A 23,357-nucleotide genomic window follows, 5' to 3' on the forward strand; every position below is an offset into this window, starting at 1 on the left:
CCACCCCCGAGGGCGTCAGCCTGGGCATGCCCCAACTGCCCGCGCCCGACTACCCGGACGACGTTCGAGCCCGGTTGGAACGGGACGCCGCCGAGGTCGTCGCCCGCTACCCGGACTCCCGGTCCGCTCTCCTGCCGTTGCTGCATCTCGTGCAGTCGGAGGAGGGCCATGTCACCCGTACCGGCATGCGGTTCTGCGCCGATGTGCTGGGCCTGACCACGGCCGAGGTCACCGCCGTCGCCACCTTCTACACCATGTACCGGCGCAGGCCCTCCGGTGACTACCAGGTCGGCGTCTGTACCAACACCCTGTGCGCGGTCATGGGCGGCGACGCCATCTTCGAGGCGCTCCAGGACCACCTGGGCGTCGGCAACGGCGGGACCACCGACGACGGCAAGGTCACCCTGGAGCACATCGAGTGCAACGCGGCCTGCGACTTCGCCCCGGTCGTGATGGTCAACTGGGAGTTCTTCGACGACCAGACCGTGGACAGCGCCAAGCAACTCGTCGACGACCTGCGCGTGGGAGCGCGGGTCGAGCCCACGCGCGGGGCACCGCTGTGCACCTTCAAGGAGACCGCGCGGATTCTCGCCGGCTTCCCCGACGAGCGGCCAGGGGCCGTCGAGGCAAGCGGCGGTGCGGGACCCGCGTCGCTGGTCGGCCTCCGCCTGGCAAGGGGAGAGACCGCACCCGCGCGCGTGGTCCATCCACGAGACGGCGGCCCCCACGAGGAGCCGCACGGCAAGGTGCACGAGCCGTCGCCCGCCGAGCACCTCAGCTCGCACGACGCGCCGCAGGAAACGTCGGCCTCGGACCCGGCCCACCCGGCAGGGCCTACCGCCGAGGAGGGGGAGTGATGACGTTGGCACCCGAGATCAAGGGCACCAGCCCCGAGAAGCTGCTCGCACCCGTGCTGTCGGCCTTCTGGGACGAGGACAGGTCGTGGTCGCTGGACGTCTACCGAAGGCACGAGGGATACGAGGGACTCCGCAAGGCGCTCGCCATGACGCCGGACGACCTCATCGCGTATGTGAAGGACTCCGGGTTGCGTGGCCGCGGCGGCGCGGGGTTCCCGACCGGAATGAAATGGCAGTTCATTCCTCAGGGTGATGGAAAACCACACTATCTAGTTGTCAACGCCGACGAATCGGAGCCCGGAACGTGCAAGGACATTCCGCTCCTCTTCGCGAACCCGCATAGCCTCATCGAGGGCATCGTCATCGCGTGTTATGCCATCAGGTCTTCGCATGCCTTCATCTATCTGCGTGGTGAAGTCGTCCCCGTATTGCGGCGGTTGCACGAGGCCGTACGTGAGGCCTACGCGGCGGGCTACCTCGGCGAGAACATCCTGGGCAGCGGACTCGACCTAGACCTCACCGTGCACGCGGGCGCGGGCGCGTACATCTGCGGTGAGGAGACCGCACTGCTCGACTCGCTCGAAGGCCGCCGTGGTCAACCGCGGCTCCGTCCCCCCTTCCCTGCTGTGGAAGGCCTCTACGCCTGTCCGACTGTGGTGAATAACGTCGAGTCGATCGCGTCGGTTCCCGCGATCCTGAAAAACGGCAAGGAATGGTTCAGGTCGATGGGCAGCGAGAAGTCTCCCGGCTTCACGCTCTACTCGCTCAGCGGCCATGTCGCCAATCCCGGCCAGTTCGAGGCACCGCTCGGCATCACCCTCCGCCAACTCCTGGAGATGAGCGGCGGAATGCGACCCGGGCATCGCCTCAAGTTCTGGACGCCGGGCGGCTCCTCGACCCCGATGTTCACCGACGAGCATCTCGACGTCCCTCTTGATTACGAAGGAGTGGGTGCCGCGGGTTCCATGCTCGGCACGAAAGCACTCCAGTGCTTCGACGAGACGACCTGCGTCGTCCGCGCCGTGACCCGCTGGACCGAGTTCTACGCCCACGAGTCCTGCGGCAAGTGCACACCCTGCCGCGAAGGCACGTACTGGCTCGTGCAGTTGCTGCGCGACATCGAGGCCGGCAAGGGCGTCATGAGCGACCTCGACAAGCTGAACGACATCGCCGACAACATCAACGGCAAGTCCTTCTGCGCCCTCGGCGACGGTGCCGCCTCGCCGATTTTCTCCTCCCTGAAGTACTTCCGCGCGGAGTACGAGGACCACATCACGGGCCGGGGCTGCCCCTTCGACCCCGCCAAGTCGACCGCCTGGGCAGACAAGGACAAGCACGCGGAGGTGAACGCATGACCGTGACCACCAGCGCTCCCTCCGGAGGCGGGGAGGCGGCGGTCCCGCCGGAGGATCTCGTCTCGCTGACGATCGACGGCGCCGAGATCAGCGTGCCCAAGGGCACCCTGGTCATCCGGGCCGCCGAAGAACTCGGCATCGAGATCCCCCGCTTCTGCGACCACCCCCTGCTCGACCCGGCAGGGGCCTGCCGCCAGTGCATCGTCGAGGTCGAGGGCCAGCGCAAGCCCATGGCGTCCTGCACGATCACCTGTACGGACGGGATGGTCGTCAAGACCCATCTCACCTCGCCCGTCGCGGAGAAGGCCCAGAAGGGTGTGATGGAGCTCCTGCTCATCAACCACCCGCTGGACTGCCCGGTCTGCGACAAGGGCGGCGAGTGCCCGCTGCAGAACCAGGCCATGTCGCACGGCCACGCCGAGTCCCGCTTCGAGGGCAGGAAGCGCACCTACGAGAAGCCCGTGCCGATCTCCACGCAGGTGCTGCTCGACCGTGAGCGGTGCGTGCTGTGCGCCCGCTGCACCCGCTTCTCCAACCAGGTCGCGGGCGACCCGATGATCGAACTCGTCGAGCGGGGCGCGCTCCAGCAGGTCGGCACCGGCGAGGGCGACCCCTTCGAGTCGTACTTCTCCGGGAACACCATCCAGATCTGCCCCGTAGGGGCGCTCACCTCGGCGGCGTACCGATTCCGCTCCCGCCCGTTCGACCTCGTCTCCTCGCCGTCCGTGTGCGAGCACTGCTCCGGCGGTTGCGCGACCCGCACCGACCACCGGCGCGGCAAGGTCATGCGGCGGCTCGCCGCCAACGACCCCGAGGTCAACGAGGAGTGGATCTGCGACAAGGGGCGGTTCGCGTTCCGGTACGCGCAGCGGCCGGACCGGCTTACTACCCCGCTCGTACGAAATGAGGCGGGCACCCTGGAGCCCGCGTCGTGGCCGGAGGCCCTGGAGGCCGCCGCTCAGGGGCTGCTCGCCGCGCGCGGCAGGGCCGGTGTCCTGACCGGCGGCCGGCTCACCGTCGAGGACGCCTACACCTACAGCAAGTTCGCGCGCGTGGCCCTCGACACGAACGACATCGACTTCCGCGCGCGCGTGCACAGCGGCGAGGAGGCCGACTTCCTGGCGGCGCGGATCGCCGGACGCGGACGCGACCTCGACGGTACAGGCGTCACGTACGCCTCCCTGGAGAAGGCGCCCGCGGTGCTGCTGGTCGGGTTCGAGGCCGAGGAGGAGGCGCCCGGCGTCTTCCTCCGGCTGCGCAAGGCGTGGCGCAAGCACAAGCAGCGGGTGTTCTCGCTGGCCACCCACGCCACCCGGGGTCTGGAGAAGGCCGGCGGCACGCTGCTGCCCACCGCGCCGGGCACCGAGACCGAGTGGCTGGACGCGCTCGCGAGCGGGTTCGGCCTGGAGGAGGACGGCGCCAAGGCCGCCGAGACGCTGCGCACCGAAGGCGCCGTGATCGTCGTCGGGGAGCGGCTCGCGGCCGTGGCGGGCGGGCTCACCGCCGCCGTACGGGCCGCGTCCGCGACCGGTGCCGAACTGGTGTGGATTCCGCGCCGGTCCGGGGAGCGGGGCGCCGTCGAGGCCGGGGCGCTGCCTACGGTGCTGCCGGGCGGGCGTCCGGCCACCGACCCGCGCGCGCGGGAGGAGGTCGCCGGCGTCTGGGGCGTTGCCCAACTTCCGTCCCGGTACGGCCGGGACACCGGACAGATCGTCGAGGCCGCCGCCACTGGAGAGCTCGGGGCCCTGGTGGTGGCGGGTGTGGAGGTCGCCGATCTGCCCGATCCGGCACGCGCGCGTGAGGCGCTCGCCGCGGTGGGCTTCCTGGTGTCGCTGGAACTGCGGCCCAGCGAGGTCACCGAGCACGCGGATGTCGTCCTCCCGGTCGCCGCGGTGGCCGAGAAGGCGGGCACCTTCGTCAACTGGGAAGGCCGGGTTCGGATGTTCGAGGCCGCGCTCAAGCCCGACCAGATGACGCGCCGGGTGGCGCCCACCGACGGGCGGGCGCTCCAGATGCTGGCCGACGCCATGGACGTACACCTCGGGTTGCCGGATCTGCGCACCACGCGCGCGGAGCTGGACCGGCTCGGGGCGTGGGACGGGCCGCGGGCCACGGAGCCCCTGGAGACCGCGGCCTCGCTGCCCCGGCCGGCCGCCGGAGAGGCCGTACTGGCCGGACACCGGCTGCTGCTCGACCAGGGCCGGCTCCAGGACGGCGACGAGGCACTCGCGGGCACGCGGCATGCCGCACGCGCGCGTGTGTCACCCGCCACGGCCGCCGAGGCGGGCGTCAAGAACGGCGACGTCCTCGCGGTCAGCGGCCCCGCCGGGGTCGTCGAACTGCCGCTGCAGATCACCGAGATGCCCGACCGCGTCGTCTGGCTGCCGCTGAACTCCACCGGCTCGGGCGTCGCCTCCGACACCGGGGCGCTGCCCGGCGCACTCGTCCGCATCGGCCCCGCGACGCTCGCCGCCGAGGCCCCCGAGGAGGTGGAGGCATGAGCGCGTACTACCTCGCCGCAGAAGACCTCTCGATGTTCGGCCGTGACCCCTGGTGGCTGGTCGTCATCAAGGCGGTGTTCTGCTTCGCCTTCCTGATGGTGACCGTGCTGTTGTCCATCGTGTGGGAGCGCAAGGTCGTCGCCTGGATGCAGCTGCGCATCGGCCCCAACAGGAATGGCCCCTGGGGCATGCTCCAGTCGCTGGCCGACGGCATCAAACTGATGCTCAAGGAAGACGTCATCGTCAAACGCGCGGACAAGGTCGTCTACGTCCTCGCGCCGATCGTCGCGGCCATCCCGGCCTTCATGGCGATCGCGGTGATTCCCTTCGGCCCCGCCGGCAACGAGATCTCGATCTTCGGCCAGCGCACCACGATGCAGCTCACCGACCTGCCGATCGCGATGCTCTACATCCTCGCCGTCGCCTCGGTGGGCATCTACGGGATCGTTCTGGCGGGTTGGAGTTCCGGATCCACCTACCCGCTGCTGGGCGGTCTCCGCTCCTGCGCGCAGATGATCTCGTACGAGATCGCCATGGGCGCCGCCTTCGCCTCGGTCTTCCTGTACTCCGGGTCGATGTCGACGTCGGCGATCGTGGAGGCGCAGGCGGACCGCTGGTACATCGTGCTGCTGCCGGTGTCGTTCGTGATCTACATCGTGACCATGGTCGGTGAGACCAACCGCGCCCCCTTCGACATGCCGGAGTCCGAGGGCGACCTGGTCGGCGGCTTCAACACCGAGTACTCGTCCATCAAGTTCGCGATGTTCATGCTCGCCGAGTACGTGAACATGGTGACGGTCTCGGCAGTTTCGGTGACGCTCTTCCTGGGCGGCTGGCGGGCCCCGTACCCGATCAGCGCTTTCTGGGAGGGCGCCAACCACGGCTGGTGGCCGATGCTCTGGTTCGTGGTGAAGGTGCAGCTGCTGCTGTTCTTCTTCATCTGGCTGCGCGGCACGCTCCCGCGCGTCCGCTACGACCAGCTGATGAAGCTCGGCTGGAAGGTCCTCATCCCGGTCTCCGTGGTCTGGCTGATGCTCGTCGCGACCGTACGGACCCTCAGGAACGAGAACTACGAATTCGCCGAGATCGCGCTCTACGTCGGTGGCGCCGTCCTCGTCCTCTTCCTGCTCTCGGTCGTCGCGGACATGATCCGCGAGCGGCGCGAGGCGCAGGAGAAGCCCGCCGGACCGGCCGCCTTCGACGCGATGGCCGGCGGATTCCCCGTACCGCCCCTGCCCGGACAGACCCTCCCGCCGGTGCCGCGCAGGCGGCCGCGCCGCGAGCGGGAGCTGATTGTCAGTGGTGGGTCCGATACTGACAGTGACGGATCTTCGAATGGGAAGGAGGCGTCCGATGGCTGAGGAGCCGAAGGAGACCAAGCCGGGTTTCCAGAACCCTGTCGCCGGCTTTGGCGTGACCTTCAAGGCCATGTTCAAGAAGCGGCTGACCGAGCAGTATCCGGAGCAGCAGAAGACCACGGCCCCGCGGTTCCACGGCCGGCACCAGCTCAACCGCCATCCGGACGGCCTGGAGAAGTGCGTCGGCTGCGAGCTGTGCGCCTGGGCCTGTCCCGCCGACGCCATCTACGTGGAGGGCGCGGACAACACCGACGAGGAGCGCTACTCGCCGGGCGAGCGGTACGGCCGCGTCTACCAGATCAACTACGCCCGCTGCATCCTGTGCGGCCTGTGCATCGAGGCGTGCCCCACGCGCGCGTTGACGATGACCAACGAGTTCGAGTTGGCCGACTCCAGCCGCGCCAACCTCATCTACACCAAGGAACAGCTGCTCGCCGGACTGGAAGAGGGCATGGTCGACACGCCCCACGCCATCTACCCCGGCACGGACGAGCAGGACTACTACCGGGGGCTCGTCACCGAGGCCGCGTCTGGTACAGAGCGCCAGGTCGCCACCTCCCAGGGCGAGAAGCCGCAGGACGCCGCCTCGACCTTCGGCGAGGGCGAGCCGGCGTCGGAGAAGGTGATCCGCCGATGACACAGTTCGCCGCCGCAGCCACTCTTTCTGCCGGCACCTCCACCGGTGAGGCCTTCCAGTTCTGGGTGCTCGGCACCATCGCCGTGCTCGGCGCCCTGGGCACGGTCTTCATGAAGAAGACCGTGCACAGTGCGCTCTCCCTCGCCGGGACCATGATCATCCTGGCGGTGTTCTACCTCGCCAACGGCGCCTACTTCCTGGGCGTCGTACAGATCATCGTCTACACCGGCGCGATCATGATGCTGTTCCTGTTCGTGGTGATGCTCGTCGGCGTCACGGCCGCGGACTCGCTGAAGGAGACCATCAAGGGCCAGCGCTGGCTGGCCCTCCTCTGTGGCCTCGGCTTCGGCATCCTGCTCGTCGCGGGCATCGGCAACGCGGCGCTGACGGAGTTCGACGGCCTCGCCCAGGCCAACGCGGGTGGGAACGTGGAGGGCCTCGCGGCCCTGATCTTCACCGACTACGTGTTCGCCTTCGAGCTCACCGGCGCCCTGCTGATCACGGCCGCCGTCGGCGCCATGGTGCTCACCCACCGCGAGCGCACCGAGCGCGCCAAGACCCAGCGGGAGCTGGCCGAGCAGCGCGTACGCGAGGGCAAGCACCTGCCGCCGCTGCCGGCACCCGGTGTGTACGCGCGGCACAACGCGGTCGACATCGCGGGCCTGCTGCCCGACGGCACCCCGTCCGAGCTGACCGTCAACAAGACGCTGCGGGACCGCGGCCAGATCCGTGACGTGTCGGCCCAGGCGCTGAACGACCTCAAGGCCCTGGAGCGGCGCGCCGAGGACCGGCTGGAGCGCACGAACAGCGGAAGCAACGGGAAGAACGGGGAGGCATCGAAGTGAATCCCGTCAACTACCTGTATCTCGCCGCCCTGTTGTTCACGATCGGCGCCACCGGCGTCCTGATCAGGCGGAACGCGATCGTGGTGTTCATGTGCGTCGAGCTGATGCTCAACGCCTGCAACCTCGCCCTCGTCGCCTTCTCCCGAATGCACGGCAATCTCGACGGCCAGATCATCGCCTTCTTCACGATGGTCGTCGCCGCCGCGGAGGTCGTGGTCGGACTCGCGATCATCGTGTCGCTGTTCCGTTCCCGCCACTCGGCCTCGGTCGACGACGCCAGCCTGATGAAGCTGTAAGGGGTCGGAAGAATCGTGGAGAACCTGATTGCGCTGCTGGTGGCGGCGCCCCTGCTCGGAGCGGCGGTCCTGCTGTGCGGCGGCCGGCGCCTCGACGCCGTCGGCCACTGGCTCGGCACGGCCCTCGCCGCGGCTTCGTTCGTCATCGGTGTCGTCCTCTTCGCCGACATGGCCGGCAAGGACGCCGAACACCGCGAGATCGGCCAGCACCTGTTCAGCTGGATCCCGGTCGAGGGCTTCCAGGCGGACGTCGCCTTCCAACTCGACCAGCTGTCGATGACGTTCGTGCTGCTGATCACCGGAGTCGGCTCGCTCATCCATGTGTACTCGATCGGGTACATGGAGCACGACGAGCGCCGACGCCGCTTCTTCGGCTATCTGAACCTGTTCCTCGCGGCGATGCTGCTGCTCGTCCTCGCCGACAACTATCTGCTGCTGTACGTCGGCTGGGAGGGCGTCGGCCTCGCCTCGTACCTGCTGATCGGCTTCTGGCAGCACAAGCCCAGCGCCGCCACCGCCGCGAAGAAGGCATTCCTGGTCAACCGCGTCGGCGACATGGGGCTGTCCATCGCCATCATGCTGATGTTCACCACCTTCGGGACCTTCGCCTTCGGGCCGGTCCTGGAGTCCACCGGTGAGACCAGCGAAGGCATGCTCACCGCCATCGGCCTGATGCTGCTGCTCGCCGCATGCGGCAAGTCCGCCCAGGTGCCGCTGCAGTCCTGGCTCGGGGACGCGATGGAGGGCCCGACCCCGGTCTCGGCCCTCATCCACGCCGCGACCATGGTGACCGCGGGCGTCTACCTGATCGTCCGCTCCGGGGAGATCTTCAACGCGGCCCCGGACGCGCAGCTGGCCGTCACCGTGGTCGGCGCGGTCACGCTCCTCTTCGGTGCGATCGTCGGTTGCGCGAAGGACGACATCAAGAAGGCCCTCGCCGGGTCGACGATGTCGCAGATCGGCTACATGATCCTGGCCGCCGGCCTCGGCCCGATCGGCTATGTCTTCGCGATCATGCACCTGGTGACGCACGGCTTCTTCAAGGCCGGGCTGTTCCTCGGCGCCGGCTCGGTCATGCACGGCATGAACGACGAGGTCGACATGCGCAAGTACGGCGGCCTCCGCAAGTACATGCCGGTCACGTTCGTGACGTTCGGCCTCGGTTACCTCGCCATCATCGGTTTCCCCGGTCTGTCCGGCTTCTTCTCCAAGGACAAGATCATCGAGGCGGCGTTCGCCAAGGGCGGCACCGAGGGCTGGATCCTCGGCGGCGTCGCCCTCCTGGGCGCGGCCATCACGGCCTTCTACATGACGCGCGTGATGCTGATGACGTTCTTCGGGGAGGAGCGGTGGCAGCCGGCGCCCGACCCGGACAAGGCGCCGAGTGTCGAGCCCGGCATCGAGGTGCACCCCGGTGAGATGCCGCACCCGCACGAGTCACCCAAGGTCATGACGATCCCCATGATCGTGCTGGCCGTCGGGTCGGTCTTCGGCGGAGCGTTCTTCAGCATCGGCGACCGGTTCATCCACTGGCTGGAGCCCGTCACCGACCACGCCCACGGACACCCGCCGATCAGCGCGCTCGCGGTCACGATGTCCACGGTGGCCGTGATGGTCATCGGCGTCGGCCTCGCCTGGCTCCAGTACGGGCGCCGTCCCGTCCCGGTCGTCGCCCCGCGCGGGTCGCTGCTCACCCGGGCCGCCCGCCGCGACCTCCTCCAGGACGACTTCAACCACGTCGTCCTCGTACGCGGCGGAGAGCACCTCACGCGCTCGCTGGTGTACGTCGACCACACCCTGGTCGACGGGGTCGTCAACGGCACGGCGGCCACCATGGGCGGCCTCTCCGGGCGGCTGCGCCGCATCCAGAACGGCTATGCCCGCTCGTACGCGGTCTCGATGTTCGGCGGCGCTGCGATCCTCATCGCCGCGACCCTGCTGATGAGGGCGGTCTGATACCGATGTCCTTTCTCCTGACAGCGACGGCGGCGCTCCCGGCCCTCGGGGCGATCGCCACGGCCGCCGTACCGGCCGCCAAGCGCAACGCCGCCAAATGGCTCGCGCTGATCGTCTCGCTGGCCACGCTTGTGCTTGCCGCGATCGTCCTGGTCCGCTTCGACCCGGGCGGCGACCGCTACCAGCTCACCGAATCGCACGCCTGGATCAAGGACTTCGGGGTGCGCTACGAGCTGGGCGTGGACGGCATCGCGGTGGCGCTCATCGCGCTGACCGCCCTGCTGATCCCGTTCATCATCCTCGCGGGCTGGCACGACGCCGACCCCCTGGAGACCGGAAACAAGAGGTGGCGGCCCACCCAGGGCTTCTTCGCCCTGATCCTGGCCGTAGAGGCGATGGTGATCATCTCCTTCGAGGCCACCGATGTCTTCCTCTTCTACATCTTCTTCGAAGCCATGCTCATCCCGATGTACTTCCTCATCGGTGGCTTCGGGGACCGTGCCCACGAGCACGGCGAGGAGGCGGCGTCGACGCAACGGTCGTACGCCGCGGTGAAGTTCCTCCTCTACAACCTGGCCGGCGGACTGATCATGCTGGCCGCGGTGATCGGCTTCTACGTGGTGGCCGGGCACTTCTCGCTCCAGACGATCGCCGAGAACGGCGTGCCGGAGATGGCGACCAGCACCGAACGCTGGCTGTTCCTCGGCTTCTTCTTCGCCTTCGCGGTGAAGGCCCCCCTGTGGCCGCTGCACACCTGGCTGCCCAACGCCATGCAGGAGTCCACCGCCCCGGTTGCCGTGCTGATCACAGCGGTCGTCGACAAGGTGGGCACCTTCGCGATGCTGCGCTTCTGCCTCCAGCTCTTCCCGGAGGCGAGCAAGTGGGCGACGCCCGCGATCCTCGTACTGGCGCTCATCAGCATCATCTACGGGGCCCTGCTCGCGGTCGGCCAGCGGGACATGAAGCGGCTGGTGGCGTACGCGTCGATCTCGCACTTCGGGTTCATCATCATGGGCATCTTCGCGATGACCAGCCAGGGCCAGTCGGGCGCGACGCTCTACATGGTCAACCACGGGATCTCGACCGCCGCCCTGATGCTGGTGGCCGGCTTCCTGATCTCACGGCGCGGATCCCGGCTCATCGCCGACTACGGCGGCGTGCAGAAGGTCGCGCCGGTGCTTGCCGGCACGTTCCTGATCGGCGGCCTCGCGACCCTGTCCCTGCCGGGACTCGCCCCGTTCGTCAGTGAGTTCCTGGTCCTGGTCGGCACGTTCGCGCGCTACCCGGTGATCGGGATCATCGCCACCCTCGGCATCGTTCTCGCCGCGCTCTACACCCTCGTCCTCTACCAGCGGACTATGACGGGCCCGGTGAAGGCCGAGGTCGAGGGCATGCCCGACCTGAGAGTGCGGGAACTGGTGGTGGTCGCCCCGCTGGTCGTGCTGCTGATCTTCCTGGGCGTCTACCCGAAGCCGGTCACCGACATCGTCAACCCGGCGGTCAAGCAGACCTTGTCCGACGTACAGAAGCAGGATCCCAAGCCCGAGGTGGAGGCGGCCAAGTGAGCGCATCAGCCGTCCACAGCCTGTGGACAACGGCGGCGACCGATCCGATCGACAAGATCGGCGCGCCGGACATCGAATACGGGCAATTGTCGCCCACCTTGATCGTCATCGGGGCGGCGATCATCGGGATCCTGATCGAGGCCTTCGTGCCGCGCAAGATCCGCTACTACGCCCAGGTGTTTGTCTCCGTCGTCGCGCTCGCGGCCGCCTTCGCCGCGGTCGTCGCGCTCGCGGCGGGCGGATACGGCACGACGAAGGCCGGCATCGCGGCGATGGGCGCCATCGCCGTCGACGGACCGGCACTGTTCCTGCAGGGCACGATCCTGCTCGCCGGAATCCTCGGCGTCTTCACCTTCGCCGAGCGGCGGCTCGACCCGGCGGCACACGGCAACAAGGTCGACTCCTTCGCCGCGCAGGCCGCGTCCGTGCCCGGCAGTGACAGCGAGAAGGCCGCCGTGAAAGCCGGGTTCGCGACCACCGAGGTGTTCCCGCTGCTGCTGTTCGCCATCGGCGGCATGCTGATCTTCCCGGCGGCGAACGACCTGCTGACCCTGTTCATCGCCCTGGAAGTCTTCTCCCTTCCGCTGTACCTGCTGTGCGCCGTGGCCCGCCGCAAGCGGCTCATGTCGCAGGAGGCCGCGGTCAAGTACTTCCTCCTCGGCGCCTTCGCCTCCGCGTTCACCCTCTTCGGCATCGCACTGCTGTACGGCTACGCGGGTTCGGTGTCGTATGCGACGATCGCGCAGGTCGTCGACGGGACCGTCGCGGAGATCACCCCGGCGCTCGCCGGCACCATGGGCAACGACGCCCTGCTGCTCATCGGCACCGCCATGGTCGTCATGGGCCTGCTGTTCAAGGTGGGTGCGGTGCCGTTCCACATGTGGACGCCGGACGTGTACCAGGGCGCGCCGACGCCGGTCACCGGGTTCATGGCGGCGGCCACGAAGGTGGCGGCGTTCGGCGCGCTGCTGCGGCTGCTGTACGTCGTCCTGCCGGGCCTGCGCTGGGACTGGCGGCCGGTCATGTGGGCCGTCGCCATCGTCACCATGCTGGGCGGCGCGATCGTCGCCATCACCCAGACCGACATCAAGCGGCTGCTCGCGTACTCGTCGATCGCGCACGCGGGATTCATCCTCGCGGGTGTCATCGCGACCTCGCCGGACGGTGTCTCGTCGGTGCTGTTCTATCTGGGCGCGTACTCGTTCGTGACGATCGGCGCGTTCGCCGTGGTGACGTTGGTGCGGGACGCGGGCGGGGAGGCGACCCACCTGTCCAAGTGGGCCGGACTCGGGCGCAGGTCGCCGCTGGTGGCGGCCGTGTTCGCGGTCTTCCTGCTGGCCTTCGCGGGCATTCCGCTGACGTCCGGGTTCGCCGGGAAGTTCGCGGTGTTCAAGGCGGCGGCGGAGGGTGGCGCGGGTGCGATCGTGGTGGTCGGTGTGATCTCTTCGGCGATCGCCGCGTTCTTCTACATCAGGGTGATCGTGCTGATGTTCTTCAGCGAGCCGCGACCGGAGGGGCCGACGGTGGCCGTGCCGTCGCCGCTGACCATGACCGCGATCGGGGTCGGCGTCGTCGTCACGCTGGTGCTGGGTGTGGCGCCGCAGTACTTCCTGGACCTGGCGGGTCAGGCGGGGACGTTCGTGCGTTGACGCTCCGCTGGTATGCGGTTGTGCGGATGTGACGGGACCCGGTCTCCTTTGGAGGCCGGGTCCCGCCGCGCGTTGGGCGTGGGCGCTGCGCACTCTGAAGGGTGGAGCCTGTGGATAACTCTGAGACTGTCGGTGCGGGCGCCTATCGTGGCAAGGGCTGGAGGAAGCGCGGGCGGCGTAGGACGTAGGACACGGGGGACGGGCGATGATCGGGACGGGCGGGACGAGTGTGATGGCGGACGAGGACTGGATGACCGGGGCGGGCGAGAGCGGGACAGCCCCGGGACCGGGAGGGGGCGTGGGCACGGGGCGCTCGGCGGAGAGCGAGGCGCTGGCCGTGCTCCATCGGGTCTTCGGGTACGACGCCTTCCGGGGTGAGCAGGAAGCGGTCATCGAGCATGTGGTCGCGGGCGGTGACGCCGTCGTCCTGATGCCGACCGGCGGCGGAAAGTCGCTCTGCTATCAGATTCCGGCCCTGGTCAGGCCCGGCACGGGCATCGTGGTGTCGCCCCTGATCGCGCTGATGCAGGACCAGGTGGACGCCCTGCGGGCGCTGGGCGTGCGCGCCGGGTTCATGAACTCCACGCAGGACTTCGACGAGCGGCGCGTGGTCGAGGCGGAGTTCCTCGCGGGTGAGCTGGATCTGCTGTACCTCGCGCCGGAGCGGCTGCGGCTCGACGCCACGTTGGATCTTCTGGCACGCGGCAAGATCGCGGTGTTCGCGATCGACGAAGCGCACTGTGTCTCCCAGTGGGGCCATGACTTCCGGCCCGACTATCTGGCCCTGTCGCTGCTGGGCGAGCGCTGGCCGGACGTACCGCGCATCGCGCTCACGGCCACCGCCACCCGGGCGACGCACCGGGAGATCACCGAGCGGCTGGCCATGCCGCAGGCCCGGCACTTCGAGGCCAGCTTCGACCGGCCCAACATCCAGTACCGGATCGTGTCCAAGGCCGACCCCAAGAAGCAGCTGCTGTCCTTCCTGAGCCAGGAGCACGCCGGAGACGCGGGCATCGTCTACTGCCTGTCGCGCAACTCCGTCGAGCGGACGGCGGAGTTCCTGAGCAAGAACGGCATCGAGGCGGTGCCGTACCACGCGGGGCTCGACTCGGGTACGCGCGCGGCGCACCAGGCCCGGTTCCTGCGCGAGGAAGGGCTCGTGGTGGTCGCCACGATCGCCTTCGGAATGGGCATCGACAAGCCCGACGTGCGGTTCGTCGCCCACCTCGACCTGCCGAAGTCGGTCGAGGGCTACTACCAGGAGACCGGCCGCGCCGGGCGGGACGGGCTGCCCTCCACCGCGTGGATGGCGTACGGGCTGAACGACGTCATACAGCAGCGCAAGCTCATCCAGAGCGGGGAGGGCGACGAGGCGTTCCGCCGACGGGCCGCCACGCATCTGGACGCCATGCTGGCGCTGTGCGAGACGGCCCAGTGCCGACGGGGGCAGCTGCTCCAGTACTTCGGGCAGGAGCCCGTACCCGGCGGCTGCGGCAACTGCGACACGTGCCTCGTACCTCCGGAGACCTGGGACGGCACCGTCGCGGCGCAGAAGGTGCTCTCCACGGTGGTGCGGCTGCAGCGGGAGCGCAGGCAGAAATTCGGTGCCGTCCAGATCATCGACATCCTGCTGGGGCGGCGGACCGCCAAGGTCATCCAGTTCGACCACGACCAGCTGTCCGTCTTCGGCATCGGCGAGGAGCTGGCCGAGGGCGAATGGCGGGGCGTCGTGCGGCAGTTGCTCGCGCAGGGGCTGCTCGCTGTCGAGGGGGAGTACGGGACTTTGGTGCTGACTGAAGCCAGCGGGGCGGTGTTGCGGCGGGAGCGGGAGGTTCCGCTGCGCAAGGAGCCGAAGAACCCGGTGGCCTCGCGGGCGGGGTCGGGGGCGGCGTCCGGCTCCGGTCGGGGGGAGCGGAAGGCCAAGGCTGCCGTGGCCGAGCTGCCGGCGGAGTTGCTTCCTGTCTTCGAGGCTCTGCGGGCGTGGCGTGCCGAGCAGGCCCGTGAGCAGGGGGTTCCGGCGTATGTGATCTTCCACGACGCCACGCTTCGGGAGATCGCGTCGGTCGGGCCCTCGACGATGGCCGAGCTCGGTGTCATCAGCGGGATCGGCGAGAAGAAGCTGGTCACGTATGGGGAGGGGGTGTTGGGGGTGCTTGCTTCGCTGGGGGGTGGTCCCTCTTCGGGGGGTGCGGGGGAGGACGGCGCGGGGGAGGACTTCGACTGGTCGGAGGGGGAACCGGAGCTTGAGCCGGACGACTGGGCTTAGGGAGGGGTGCGGGGGCCTCCGGCGGTTGGGCCGGGGCGCGTGGGGTGCGCTGTGAGGCTCAGGGCCGCCGTCTTGCGGCTGACCCGCCGTTCCCGTGGCCGTCCCAGTCGCCGGCCGTCGTGCCGCCCTCGTGCTCTAGGCCGGTGGTACGACTCTGCCCGTCACCTCGCCCAGGCCCACTCTCGTGCCGTCTGGGCCGGGGGCCCAGGCCGTGAGGGTTACCTCGTCGCCGTCTTCCAGGAAGGTGCGTTTGCCGTTGGGGAGGTCGAGGGGGTCGCGGCCGTTCCAGGTGAGTTCCAGGAGGGAGCCGCGTTGGGTGGGGGAAGGGCCGCTGACGGTGCCTGAGCCGTAGAGGTCGCCGGTGCGGAGGGAGGCGCCGTTGACGGTCATGTGGGCCAGTTGTTGGGCGGCGGTCCAGTACATGGTGGAGAAGGGGGGGTCGGAGACGGTGTGGCCGTTGATGGCGACGGTGATGCGGAGGTCGTAGCCGCCGGGGTCCTCGGTGGAGTCGTCCAGGTAGGGGAGCAGGTCGTGGGTGCGGGGCGGAGGGGGCACGCGGGCTTCGTCCAGGGCGTCCAGCGGGGTGATCCATGCCGATACGGATGTGGCGAAGGACTTGCCGAGGAAGGGGCCCAGGGGGACGTACTCCCAGGCCTGGATGTCGCGGGCGGACCAGTCGTTGAGGAGACAGAGGCCGAAGACATGGTCCCGGAAGGAGGAGAGGGCCACCGGACTGCCCATGTCCGAGGGGGCTCCGACCACGAAGCCGACCTCCGCTTCGATGTCGAGGCGGGTGGACGGGCCGAAGAGCGGAGCCGGGTCCGTGGGGGCTTTGCGCTGGCCGGAGGGCCGTACCACGTCGGTACCGGAGACGACAACGGTGCCTGATCGGCCGTGGTAACCGATGGGCAGATGCTTCCAGTTGGGGGTCAGCGGGTCCGGTGAGTCGGGACGGAAGATCTGGCCGACGTTCCGGGCGTGGTTCTCCGAGGCGTAGAAGTCGACGTAGTCGGCGACCTCGAAGGGGAGGTGGAGCGTGACGGAGGAGAGCGGGTGGAAGTGGGGGGTGATCGTTTCGCGGTGCGAGGGGACCGTCAGCCAGGCCGTCAGGGCGCGGCGGATGTCCGACCAGGCGGTGCGGCCCGCGGCGAGGAACGGGTTGAGGGCGGGGTGGGCGAGGAGGGAGGCGTAGGGGGAGCCGAGGGCCTGTGCCGCCGCGCCCGCGTCCAGGACATGGTCCCCGAGGCGGACCCCGACCCGGCGGGTCTCGGAACCGGCCGGGGCGAAGACGCCGTAGGGGAGGTTGTGCGGGCCGAAGGGGTGGCCTTCGGGGACGTCGAAGGGATCGCCCTCGGGGACATCGAAGGGGGGCATCGGGTGCTGCCTCGCTCTCGTGTGTTCCGTCGTTCCGTCTGGTCGCGGCACACGTTACGGGGGAGTGACGAGAACGGGGAGTGTCTAAAGAGTTCGCAATGTCCTGATAGGTGATGGTCGGAGGGAAGGGTTCCGGCTTAGCTTCCTCTGGGGGACGCGGACGGGGTGGGTCCGGGTCCGGTAGGGGGGACACGTGGGGGGACCCGTGGCCAGGGGCGTTCGGGGTGCGCCGATTCCTGTGGATCGGAGCGTTCCGGGGCTCATCGTGAAGTTCGGTGACTATCCGCTGCACCATGGCGGGGTGGGTGCCATCCGCAGCCTGGGGCGGCTGGGCGTGCCCATGTATGCGATCGCGGAGGACCGTTGTACACCGGCCGCCGTCTCGCGGTATCTGCGGCGGGCGTTCGTATGGCGGACCACCGGGACCGAGGAGCCCGAGCGGCTGGTGGAGGGACTGCTCGGGATCGGGCGGAGGATCGGGCGGCCGACCGTACTCATACCGACCGACGAAGAGGCCGCGGTGCTCATCGCCGAGCACCAGGACTCGTTGCGGGCGCGGTTCCTTTTTCCGTGCGTCGACGCCAAGTTGCCCCGGCGGCTCGCCAGCAAGCAGGGGCTGCACGAGCTGTGTGCCGAACACGGGATCCCCAGTCCCGCGGGCGTCTTTCCACAGTCGTACGAGGAGATCGAGCGGTTCGCCGAGCGGGCGCGCTTTCCCGTGGTGGCCAAGAACCGGGAGGCGTTCGAGCGGCGCAGCAGGCCCGCGGTGAACGGGACCACGAGGATCCCCGACCGGGAGGGGCTGCTGCGGCTCGCAGGGGGATGGGGCGAGCGGCCCGGGGTCGTCCTTCAGGAGTATCTGCCCCGCGAGGACGCCGAGGACTGGATCGTGCACGCCTGCTTCGACGCGGAATCGACGCCGCTGGCGATGTTCACCGGCGTGAAGGTGCGGTCGTGGCCGCCGCACGCGGGAATGACGGCGAACGCGTACATAGTCGATAATCCGGAACTCGCGGATATCGCCGCACGTTTCATCAAACAGATCGGCTTTACCGGCGTCATCGATCTGGATCTGCGGTTCGACAGGAGGGACGGGCAGTACAAGCTTCTTGACTTCAACCCACGGATGGGCGCGCAGTTCCGGCTCTTCGAGAACGAGGCGGGGATCGATGTCGTGCGCGCCATGCACCTTGATCTGACCGGGCGTTCGGTGCCGGAGGGGGAGCAACTCGCCGGACGTCGGTACATCGTGGAGAACATCGACCTGCCGGCCCTGCTCGCCTACCGGCGCAGTGGGTACACGACGCCGCACGCGCCGGCCCGCGCGAGCGGTACGGAACTGGCGTGGTTCGCGGGTGACGACCCGCTGCCGTTCCTCACGATGCTGGCGCGCTTCGTACGGCCGGGGGCGAAGCACCTCCATCAGCTGTGGCGTGCCAGGCGATCAGCGACAGTCGGCAGGACCCAGTAAGTAGGGCCCATGAGCATGACTCACACGAAGTAGGCACATCGCGTCCTGGGGAGGGACTTCGTGATTCAACCGGTAGCAGTCGTCGGTGCCGGGCCGTTCGGCCTGTCCACCGCCGCGCATCTGCGGGCCCAGGGAATTCCGGTCCGCGTCTTCGGCGAACCCATGGTGAGCTGGCGGGACAACATGCCCGCCGGGATGCTGTTGAAGTCGACCCCGGTGGCGTCGAGCATCGACGCCCCGCAGCGCGGTCATACCCTGCTCGACTACTGCGACGTGGCGGGGATACGGCGCCTGGTCGCCGACGAGGACATCATTCCGGTGGGGACCTTCATCTCCTACGGGGAGTGGTTCCAGCAGCGGCTCGTGCCGGAGTTGGAGCGGGTGCGGGTCGTGTCCGTGGACCGGAACAAGGGGGGCGGCTTCGAACTGAAGTTGGATTCGGGTGAGTTGTTCGCGGCGCGGGCCGTCGCGGTGGCGAGCGGGCTGTTCGGGCTCGCCCATGTCCCGGGCGAGCTGGCGCGGGCGGCCGTCGACGGACCCGCCCCCACGGGGCCCGTCTCCCACAGTTCCCAGCACCATGACCTGAGTCGGTTCGCCGGCAAGGAGCTGATCGTCGTGGGCGCGGGCCAGTCCGCCCTGGAGACGGCGGTGTTGGCGGCCGAGGCGGGCGCACGGGTGCGGGTCGTCGCGCGTGGGCGTGGGGCCGTGGCCTTTGGCGCACCTCCCTGGAAGCAGCCCAGGCTTCGCCCCGAGTCGCCGTTCGGGCGGGCCTTCTCCCTGTGGGCGCTCAGTTATTACCCGCACCCGTACCGGTATCTGCCTGCCGGCGCACGCCACTACCTGGTCCGCCAGGTGCTCGGGCCGCTGGGCGCGTGGTGGTTGCGTGAACGGTTCGAGGGGCGGGTGGAAGTGCGGGAAGTCGCGCGGATCGTGCGGGCGGGCGCCGTCGACGGACGACCGTTGTTGGCCGTTCAGGGCCATGACGGCCGTATCGAGGAGCTGGGCGCCGACCATGTCATCGCGGCGACCGGGTATCGCGTCGACCTCGGGGCGATGGGCTTCCTCGGGCATGAGCTGCGTACGGAGCTGGCCGTGAGCCGTGGTGCGCCGGTGCTGGGGGCCGGGTTCCGGTCGTCGATACCAGGGTTGTACTTCACGGGGTTGCCGGCGGCGGTGTCGTACGGGCCGGTGATGAGGTTCGTGTGCGGGACGGAGTTCGCGTCGCCGCGGTTGGCTCGCCATCTTGCGGCGGCACATGGATGAGAGCGCGGCGGAGCCGCATATGTGTACACCCCGCGCCCCTTGACGAGCGCTGCTGCCGACGGCGTTGATCAAGTCCCGCTGAACTGCCGTTCGGGAAAGGGGCGTTGACGATGGAGGGCTGTGGGGCTGTCGGGGGGTCGGACGTCGTCCGGTTCGGGTCGAACCGATGGGGCGTGACATCCGTATTCTCTGATCATGGCCGCTCCCACCGCATATTCACTCATCGCCACTGACCTGGACGGAACGCTCCTGCGCAGTGACGACACGCTCTCCGACCGGTCCCTCGCCGCGCTGGCGCGGGCCACGGAGGCCGGTGCTCAGCACCTCGTGGTGACGGGACGGCCGGCGCCGAGAGTCCGCCCGCTGCTGGAGGACCTCGGCGGCAGGGGGCTCGCGGTGTGCGGACAGGGCGCGCAGTTGTACGACCACGGCGCGGACCGGCTGCTCTGGTCCGTCACCCTGGACCGGGAACTGGCCGAGACCGCGCTCGGCAAGATCGAGGCGGAGGTCGGACAGGTGTACGCGGCCGTCGACCAGGACGGGGTCGACGGCCTCACCCTGATCGAGCCCGGCTACCTCATGCCGCACCCCACGCTGCCCGCCGTACGCGTGCTGCGCCGGGACGACCTGTGGTGCGAGCCGATCAGCAAGGTGCTGTTGCGCCATCCGTACCTGTCCGACGACGAGTTGGCCTCGGCGGCGCGCATGGCGGTCGGTTCGCTGGCGACGGTCACCATGTCGGGGCCCGGCACCGTGGAACTCCAGCCATGCGGCATCACCAAGGCGACGGGCCTCGCCCTGGCCGCCGAGCATCTCGGACTGACCCCGGGCGAGACCATCGCCTTCGGTGACATGCCCAACGACATTCCGATGTTCGACTGGGCCGCGCACGGGGTCGCCATGGCCAACGCCCACCCCGAACTCAAGGCCGTCGCCGACGAGGTGACCCTGTCGAACGAGGAGGACGGGATCGCGGTGGTGCTGGAGAAGCTGTTCGCCCCCGTGCGCCCAGGACCCGTGTCCGCGGGATGATCCGCCGACACGGGCCCTGGTCGGTCACCGGTCTTCTTCCGGTCCGGGCCTCAGTACGGGCCGCAGTCCGGGCCTCAGTACGGGCCGAACACGTTGTCGATGGAGCCGTACCTCGCGGCGGCGTAGTTGCACGCCGCCGTGATGTTCGCGACCGGGTCGTAGGGGTCGTACGCCGTGCCCGAGACGTGGTACGCGGCGAAGGTCGGGTCGATGACCTGGAGGAGGCCCTTCGACGGGGTGCCCGCGGCGGCGTTGGAGTCCCAGTTGTTGATGGCCTGCGGATTGCCCGAGGACTCGCGCATGATGTTGCGGTAAATACCGTCGTACGTCCCGGGAATCCCCTTTTGCTGCATGACGTCCAGCGCCTCGCGGATCCATCCGTCGAGGTTGTTCGCGTACGTCTTGACCGACGCCGGCGTCGTCGTGGAGCCGTTGCTCGACGTGTCGGACGCGGCGGAGTTCGAGGACGCGGACGTCTTCGTCGACTTCACCTTCAGCTTCAGGCCCGGGCGAATCAGCTGCGGGTTGCTGCCGACAGTCGCGCGGTTGTCCTGGTAGAGCCGCTTCCAGCCGCCGCTCGTGCCGTACTTCCGTGCGATCGAGGAGAGGGTGTCGCCGGAGACCACGGTGTACGTGAGGGTCTTGGCCTGCGCCGCGGCCGGCGCGGACTGCGGGGCCGCCTGTACGGAGGTGACGGCGGCCTGGGTGGGCTGGGCGGCGCTCGCGGTCGTCGCGGCCGTGAGCGGCAGGGCGAGTACGGCCCCGCCCGCGCCGACGGCGATGACGCCACGGGTGAACGGATTGGTTCTGGGGCTGCGGTGTTTGCCTCGTCCGGGCATGGTGGATTCCTCTCCGGCGCCTGCGAGGTGAGCTGTCGGGTTCGGGCGGGAGGTGCCCGGCCGCGCGCGTCGTCCAGCGATCGCGGTGCGTGCTGCGTTCGCTGTGCGTACTGCGCGCGACTTCACCCCGAGCCGGTCCTGATGGGGAAAGTCGGACCGGCGGCTTACCTGGGTCCCCCGCTCCTGCCGTGCGCGGATGAGTGGTGATGGGTGGGGAGTCCGGGCAGTGGCAGGATTCGGCGGTCCGTCCGGACGAGGTGTGAACGTATGCGAGAGCACACGATCGGAACAAGCCCTGACTTTGCGGATTGATGTAGTTGACCTTGACTTTGTCGGATATGTGCCGCGGTTTCGGGTGGGCGGTGGAGCTCAACTTGCCTTCCGCAAACGGGAAGTCGGCGAGGGTGGGCGAACGGTGGCGCCGGGCGTGCGTGACTCAACTCACGGGAGGAGTCGGGTGAAGCGAGTGGTATGCCGCAATTCGGTCAACTCGGGCTGGGGGGAGAGCTGCGAGGGAGGGGCGAGAAGGGTGTCCGGTCGGCCGTGTGCGGTGGGCGTCCCCGGGGGAGGGGTGGGCACTCGGGCAGGGGCGGCTTGCGAGCCTCGCGGGTCGATGGGCGGGTGCGCGTCGCGCGTCGACGGACGGGTGCAGGTTGCGCGTCGATGGGTACGGCCGCGTATCGGTTGATCAAGAATATTGCGCAGCTGGTCCCATACCGCCCTGGCCGAACCCCTGGGTGCTCGTGGTGATCGAAAGGTGACCGGATACGCTGACTCGGGTGATGGCAGCGACAGATCGACAAACCATGTCATCGACCGTGAGACCGACCTAGACCGACCGTGTGACCGTCAGTAGACGTCAGCAGACAGGAGAACCCTCGTGACCGTCGTCGAGCCGTTTGGGCTGAGCGCGCGGGACCAGGCTCTCGAAGCCGATGTCCAGGCCGGACTGGCTGCCGTCGAAGAGGGTCTCCTCGAGGCCACCAAGAGTGAGGTCCCCTTCATCCAGGAGGCCGCCCAGCACCTGCTGCGCGCCGGCGGGAAGCGGTTCCGGCCGCTGCTCGTGATGCTCGCGGCGCAGTTCGGTGATCCGTACTCGCCGGGGATCGTGCCCTCGGCCGTGGTGGTCGAGCTGACGCATCTCGCCACGCTGTACCACGACGACGTGATGGACGAGGCGGACGTGCGCCGGGGTGTGCCCAGCGCGAATGCCCGCTGGGGCAACTCGCTGGCCGTCCTCACGGGTGACTTCCTCTTCGCGCGGGCCTCGCACGTCCTCGCCGACCTCGGTCCCGACGCCGTCCGCATCCAGGCCGAGGCCTTCGAGCGGCTGGTGACCGGGCAGATCCTGGAGACCGCCGGTCCGCGCGACGGACGGGACCCGATCGACCACTACCTGGACGTCCTGGGCGGCAAGACCGGATCGCTGGTGGCCGTGGCCGGCCGTTTCGGCGCGATGATGTCGGGTGCCGACGAGACCGTGGTCGACGTGCTCACCCAGTACGGGGAGCGGCTCGGCGTCGCCTTCCAGCTCGCGGACGACGTGCTGGACATCGCCTCCGACTCGCACGAGTCCGGCAAGACGCCGGGGACCGATCTGCGTGAGGGTGTGCCGACCATGCCCGTGCTGAGGCTGCGCGAGCGGGCCGGGCGGCTCGGGCTGCCGGACGACATCGCGCTCTGCGAGCTGCTCGACTCCGATCTCACCGATGACGCGCGGCACGCGGAGGCGCTGGCCCGGCTGCGGGTCCACCCCGCGCTGGAGCGGGCCCGCCGGGACACTGTCCGGTACGCGGAGGAGGCGCGGGCCGTGCTGGCGCCGCTGCGGGAGTGCGGGGCGAAGGTGGCGTTGGTCGAGCTGTGCGATGCGGTGGTGCACCGGGCCGGTTAGGCGCCCTCGCCGGGACCGTCCTCGCCGCCGGCCTGAACGGTGCCGACGGGGGTACCCGCGCAGGGTGGGCCCGCCGTGTCCAACTCCAGCTCTTCGTGATGAAGCCCAACTCCGGTACGCCGCAGTGGATCGCGCCCGACCGCAGCGCGGTCACCGGGGCACTCATCTCCTACGTGTGCATCAACCGCTGGAGCTAGGACGC

Annotated in this window: 17 protein-coding genes; 15 read left to right on the plus strand and 2 right to left on the minus strand. The window is 69.2% G+C overall.

Annotation, left to right across the window (positions count from 1 at the left end):
• Positions 1–26 precede the first annotated feature (26 nt).
• The 11 genes from nuoE (at position 27) to recQ (ending at position 15,285) form a co-directional block, all read left to right on the plus strand.
• Positions 27–857, plus strand: coding sequence for an NADH-quinone oxidoreductase subunit NuoE (nuoE, locus tag F3T56_RS17195; protein WP_149826105.1), 831 nt, complete (start codon positions 27–29; stop codon positions 855–857).
• On the plus strand, positions 857–2,212 hold the full coding sequence (gene nuoF / locus F3T56_RS17200; protein WP_149826047.1) for an NADH-quinone oxidoreductase subunit NuoF: 1,356 nt from the start codon (positions 857–859) through the stop codon (positions 2,210–2,212). Before nuoE ends, nuoF begins: the two co-directional genes overlap by 1 nt.
• Positions 2,209–4,713 carry an NADH-quinone oxidoreductase subunit G gene (locus F3T56_RS17205; RefSeq protein ID WP_149826048.1) on the plus strand — a complete coding sequence of 835 codons (2,505 nt, stop codon included), beginning with the start codon at positions 2,209–2,211 and terminating at the stop codon, positions 4,711–4,713. The genes nuoF and F3T56_RS17205 overlap by 4 nt, the downstream gene beginning before the upstream one ends.
• Positions 4,710–6,074 (plus strand): NADH-quinone oxidoreductase subunit NuoH, encoded by a 1,365-nt coding sequence (gene nuoH, locus F3T56_RS17210; protein ID WP_149826049.1) that lies wholly within the window; start codon positions 4,710–4,712, stop codon positions 6,072–6,074. The genes F3T56_RS17205 and nuoH overlap by 4 nt, the downstream gene beginning before the upstream one ends.
• Positions 6,067–6,708 carry an NADH-quinone oxidoreductase subunit NuoI gene (gene nuoI, locus F3T56_RS17215; protein ID WP_149826050.1) on the plus strand — a complete coding sequence of 214 codons (642 nt, stop codon included), beginning with the start codon at positions 6,067–6,069 and terminating at the stop codon, positions 6,706–6,708. Before nuoH ends, nuoI begins: the two co-directional genes overlap by 8 nt.
• Entirely contained in the window at positions 6,705–7,553 is an 849-nt protein-coding gene (locus F3T56_RS17220) for an NADH-quinone oxidoreductase subunit J (RefSeq protein WP_149826051.1), read from the plus strand. The genes nuoI and F3T56_RS17220 overlap by 4 nt, the downstream gene beginning before the upstream one ends.
• Positions 7,550–7,849, plus strand: a complete 300-nt coding sequence (gene nuoK / locus F3T56_RS17225; RefSeq protein ID WP_009310327.1) for an NADH-quinone oxidoreductase subunit NuoK — start codon at positions 7,550–7,552, stop codon at positions 7,847–7,849. The genes F3T56_RS17220 and nuoK overlap by 4 nt, the downstream gene beginning before the upstream one ends.
• A 15-nt stretch (positions 7,850–7,864) precedes the next feature.
• Entirely contained in the window at positions 7,865–9,805 is a 1,941-nt protein-coding gene (gene nuoL / locus F3T56_RS17230) for an NADH-quinone oxidoreductase subunit L (protein WP_149826052.1), read from the plus strand.
• Between the two features lie 5 nt (positions 9,806–9,810).
• A complete protein-coding gene (locus tag F3T56_RS17235) occupies positions 9,811–11,370 on the plus strand; it encodes an NADH-quinone oxidoreductase subunit M (RefSeq protein ID WP_149826053.1) in 1,560 nt (519 codons plus the stop codon).
• Positions 11,367–13,019: an NADH-quinone oxidoreductase subunit NuoN gene (gene nuoN, locus F3T56_RS17240; RefSeq protein ID WP_149826054.1), complete on the plus strand. Its 1,653-nt coding sequence runs from the start codon at positions 11,367–11,369 to the stop codon at positions 13,017–13,019. Before F3T56_RS17235 ends, nuoN begins: the two co-directional genes overlap by 4 nt.
• Before the next feature lie 205 nt (positions 13,020–13,224).
• Positions 13,225–15,285 (plus strand): DNA helicase RecQ, encoded by a 2,061-nt coding sequence (gene recQ, locus F3T56_RS17245; RefSeq protein ID WP_246203659.1) that lies wholly within the window; start codon positions 13,225–13,227, stop codon positions 15,283–15,285.
• 135 nt (positions 15,286–15,420) lie between these two features.
• On the opposite strand, the gene fahA is transcribed toward recQ, so the two are convergent.
• Entirely contained in the window at positions 15,421–16,659 is a 1,239-nt protein-coding gene (fahA, locus tag F3T56_RS17250) for a fumarylacetoacetase (protein ID WP_149826055.1), read from the minus strand.
• A 193-nt stretch (positions 16,660–16,852) separates the two neighbouring features.
• Here fahA and F3T56_RS17255 point away from each other — a divergent pair, with 193 nt between their 5' ends.
• The 3 genes from F3T56_RS17255 to F3T56_RS17265 all read left to right on the plus strand — a co-directional run bounded on the left by F3T56_RS17255 (position 16,853) and on the right by F3T56_RS17265 (position 20,425).
• A complete protein-coding gene (locus F3T56_RS17255; RefSeq protein ID WP_425473578.1) occupies positions 16,853–18,130 on the plus strand; it encodes a carboxylate--amine ligase in 1,278 nt (425 codons plus the stop codon).
• 60 nt (positions 18,131–18,190) lie between these two features.
• Entirely contained in the window at positions 18,191–19,393 is a 1,203-nt protein-coding gene (locus tag F3T56_RS17260; RefSeq protein ID WP_149826057.1) for an NAD(P)-binding domain-containing protein, read from the plus strand.
• Positions 19,394–19,588: 195 nt separating this feature from the next.
• The gene (locus tag F3T56_RS17265) at positions 19,589–20,425 is read left to right on the plus strand and encodes an HAD family hydrolase (protein ID WP_149826058.1); all 837 of its coding nucleotides are present in this window, start codon (positions 19,589–19,591) and stop codon (positions 20,423–20,425) included.
• 74 nt (positions 20,426–20,499) lie between these two features.
• Here the strand turns inward: F3T56_RS17265 and F3T56_RS17270 are convergent, their stop codons facing one another.
• Positions 20,500–21,264, minus strand: a complete 765-nt coding sequence (locus F3T56_RS17270; RefSeq protein WP_149826059.1) for a LysM peptidoglycan-binding domain-containing protein — start codon at positions 21,262–21,264, stop codon at positions 20,500–20,502.
• Between the two features lie 880 nt (positions 21,265–22,144).
• Between F3T56_RS17270 and F3T56_RS17275 the strand changes: the two genes are divergently transcribed.
• On the plus strand, positions 22,145–23,155 hold the full coding sequence (locus F3T56_RS17275) for a polyprenyl synthetase family protein (RefSeq protein WP_149826060.1): 1,011 nt from the start codon (positions 22,145–22,147) through the stop codon (positions 23,153–23,155).
• The last annotated feature ends 202 nt before the right edge of the window (positions 23,156–23,357 follow it).

Origin of the sequence: Streptomyces tailanensis, from assembly GCF_008386495.1 — a bacterium.
GTDB classification, from domain to species: Bacteria; Actinomycetota; Actinomycetes; order Streptomycetales; family Streptomycetaceae; genus Streptomyces; species Streptomyces tailanensis.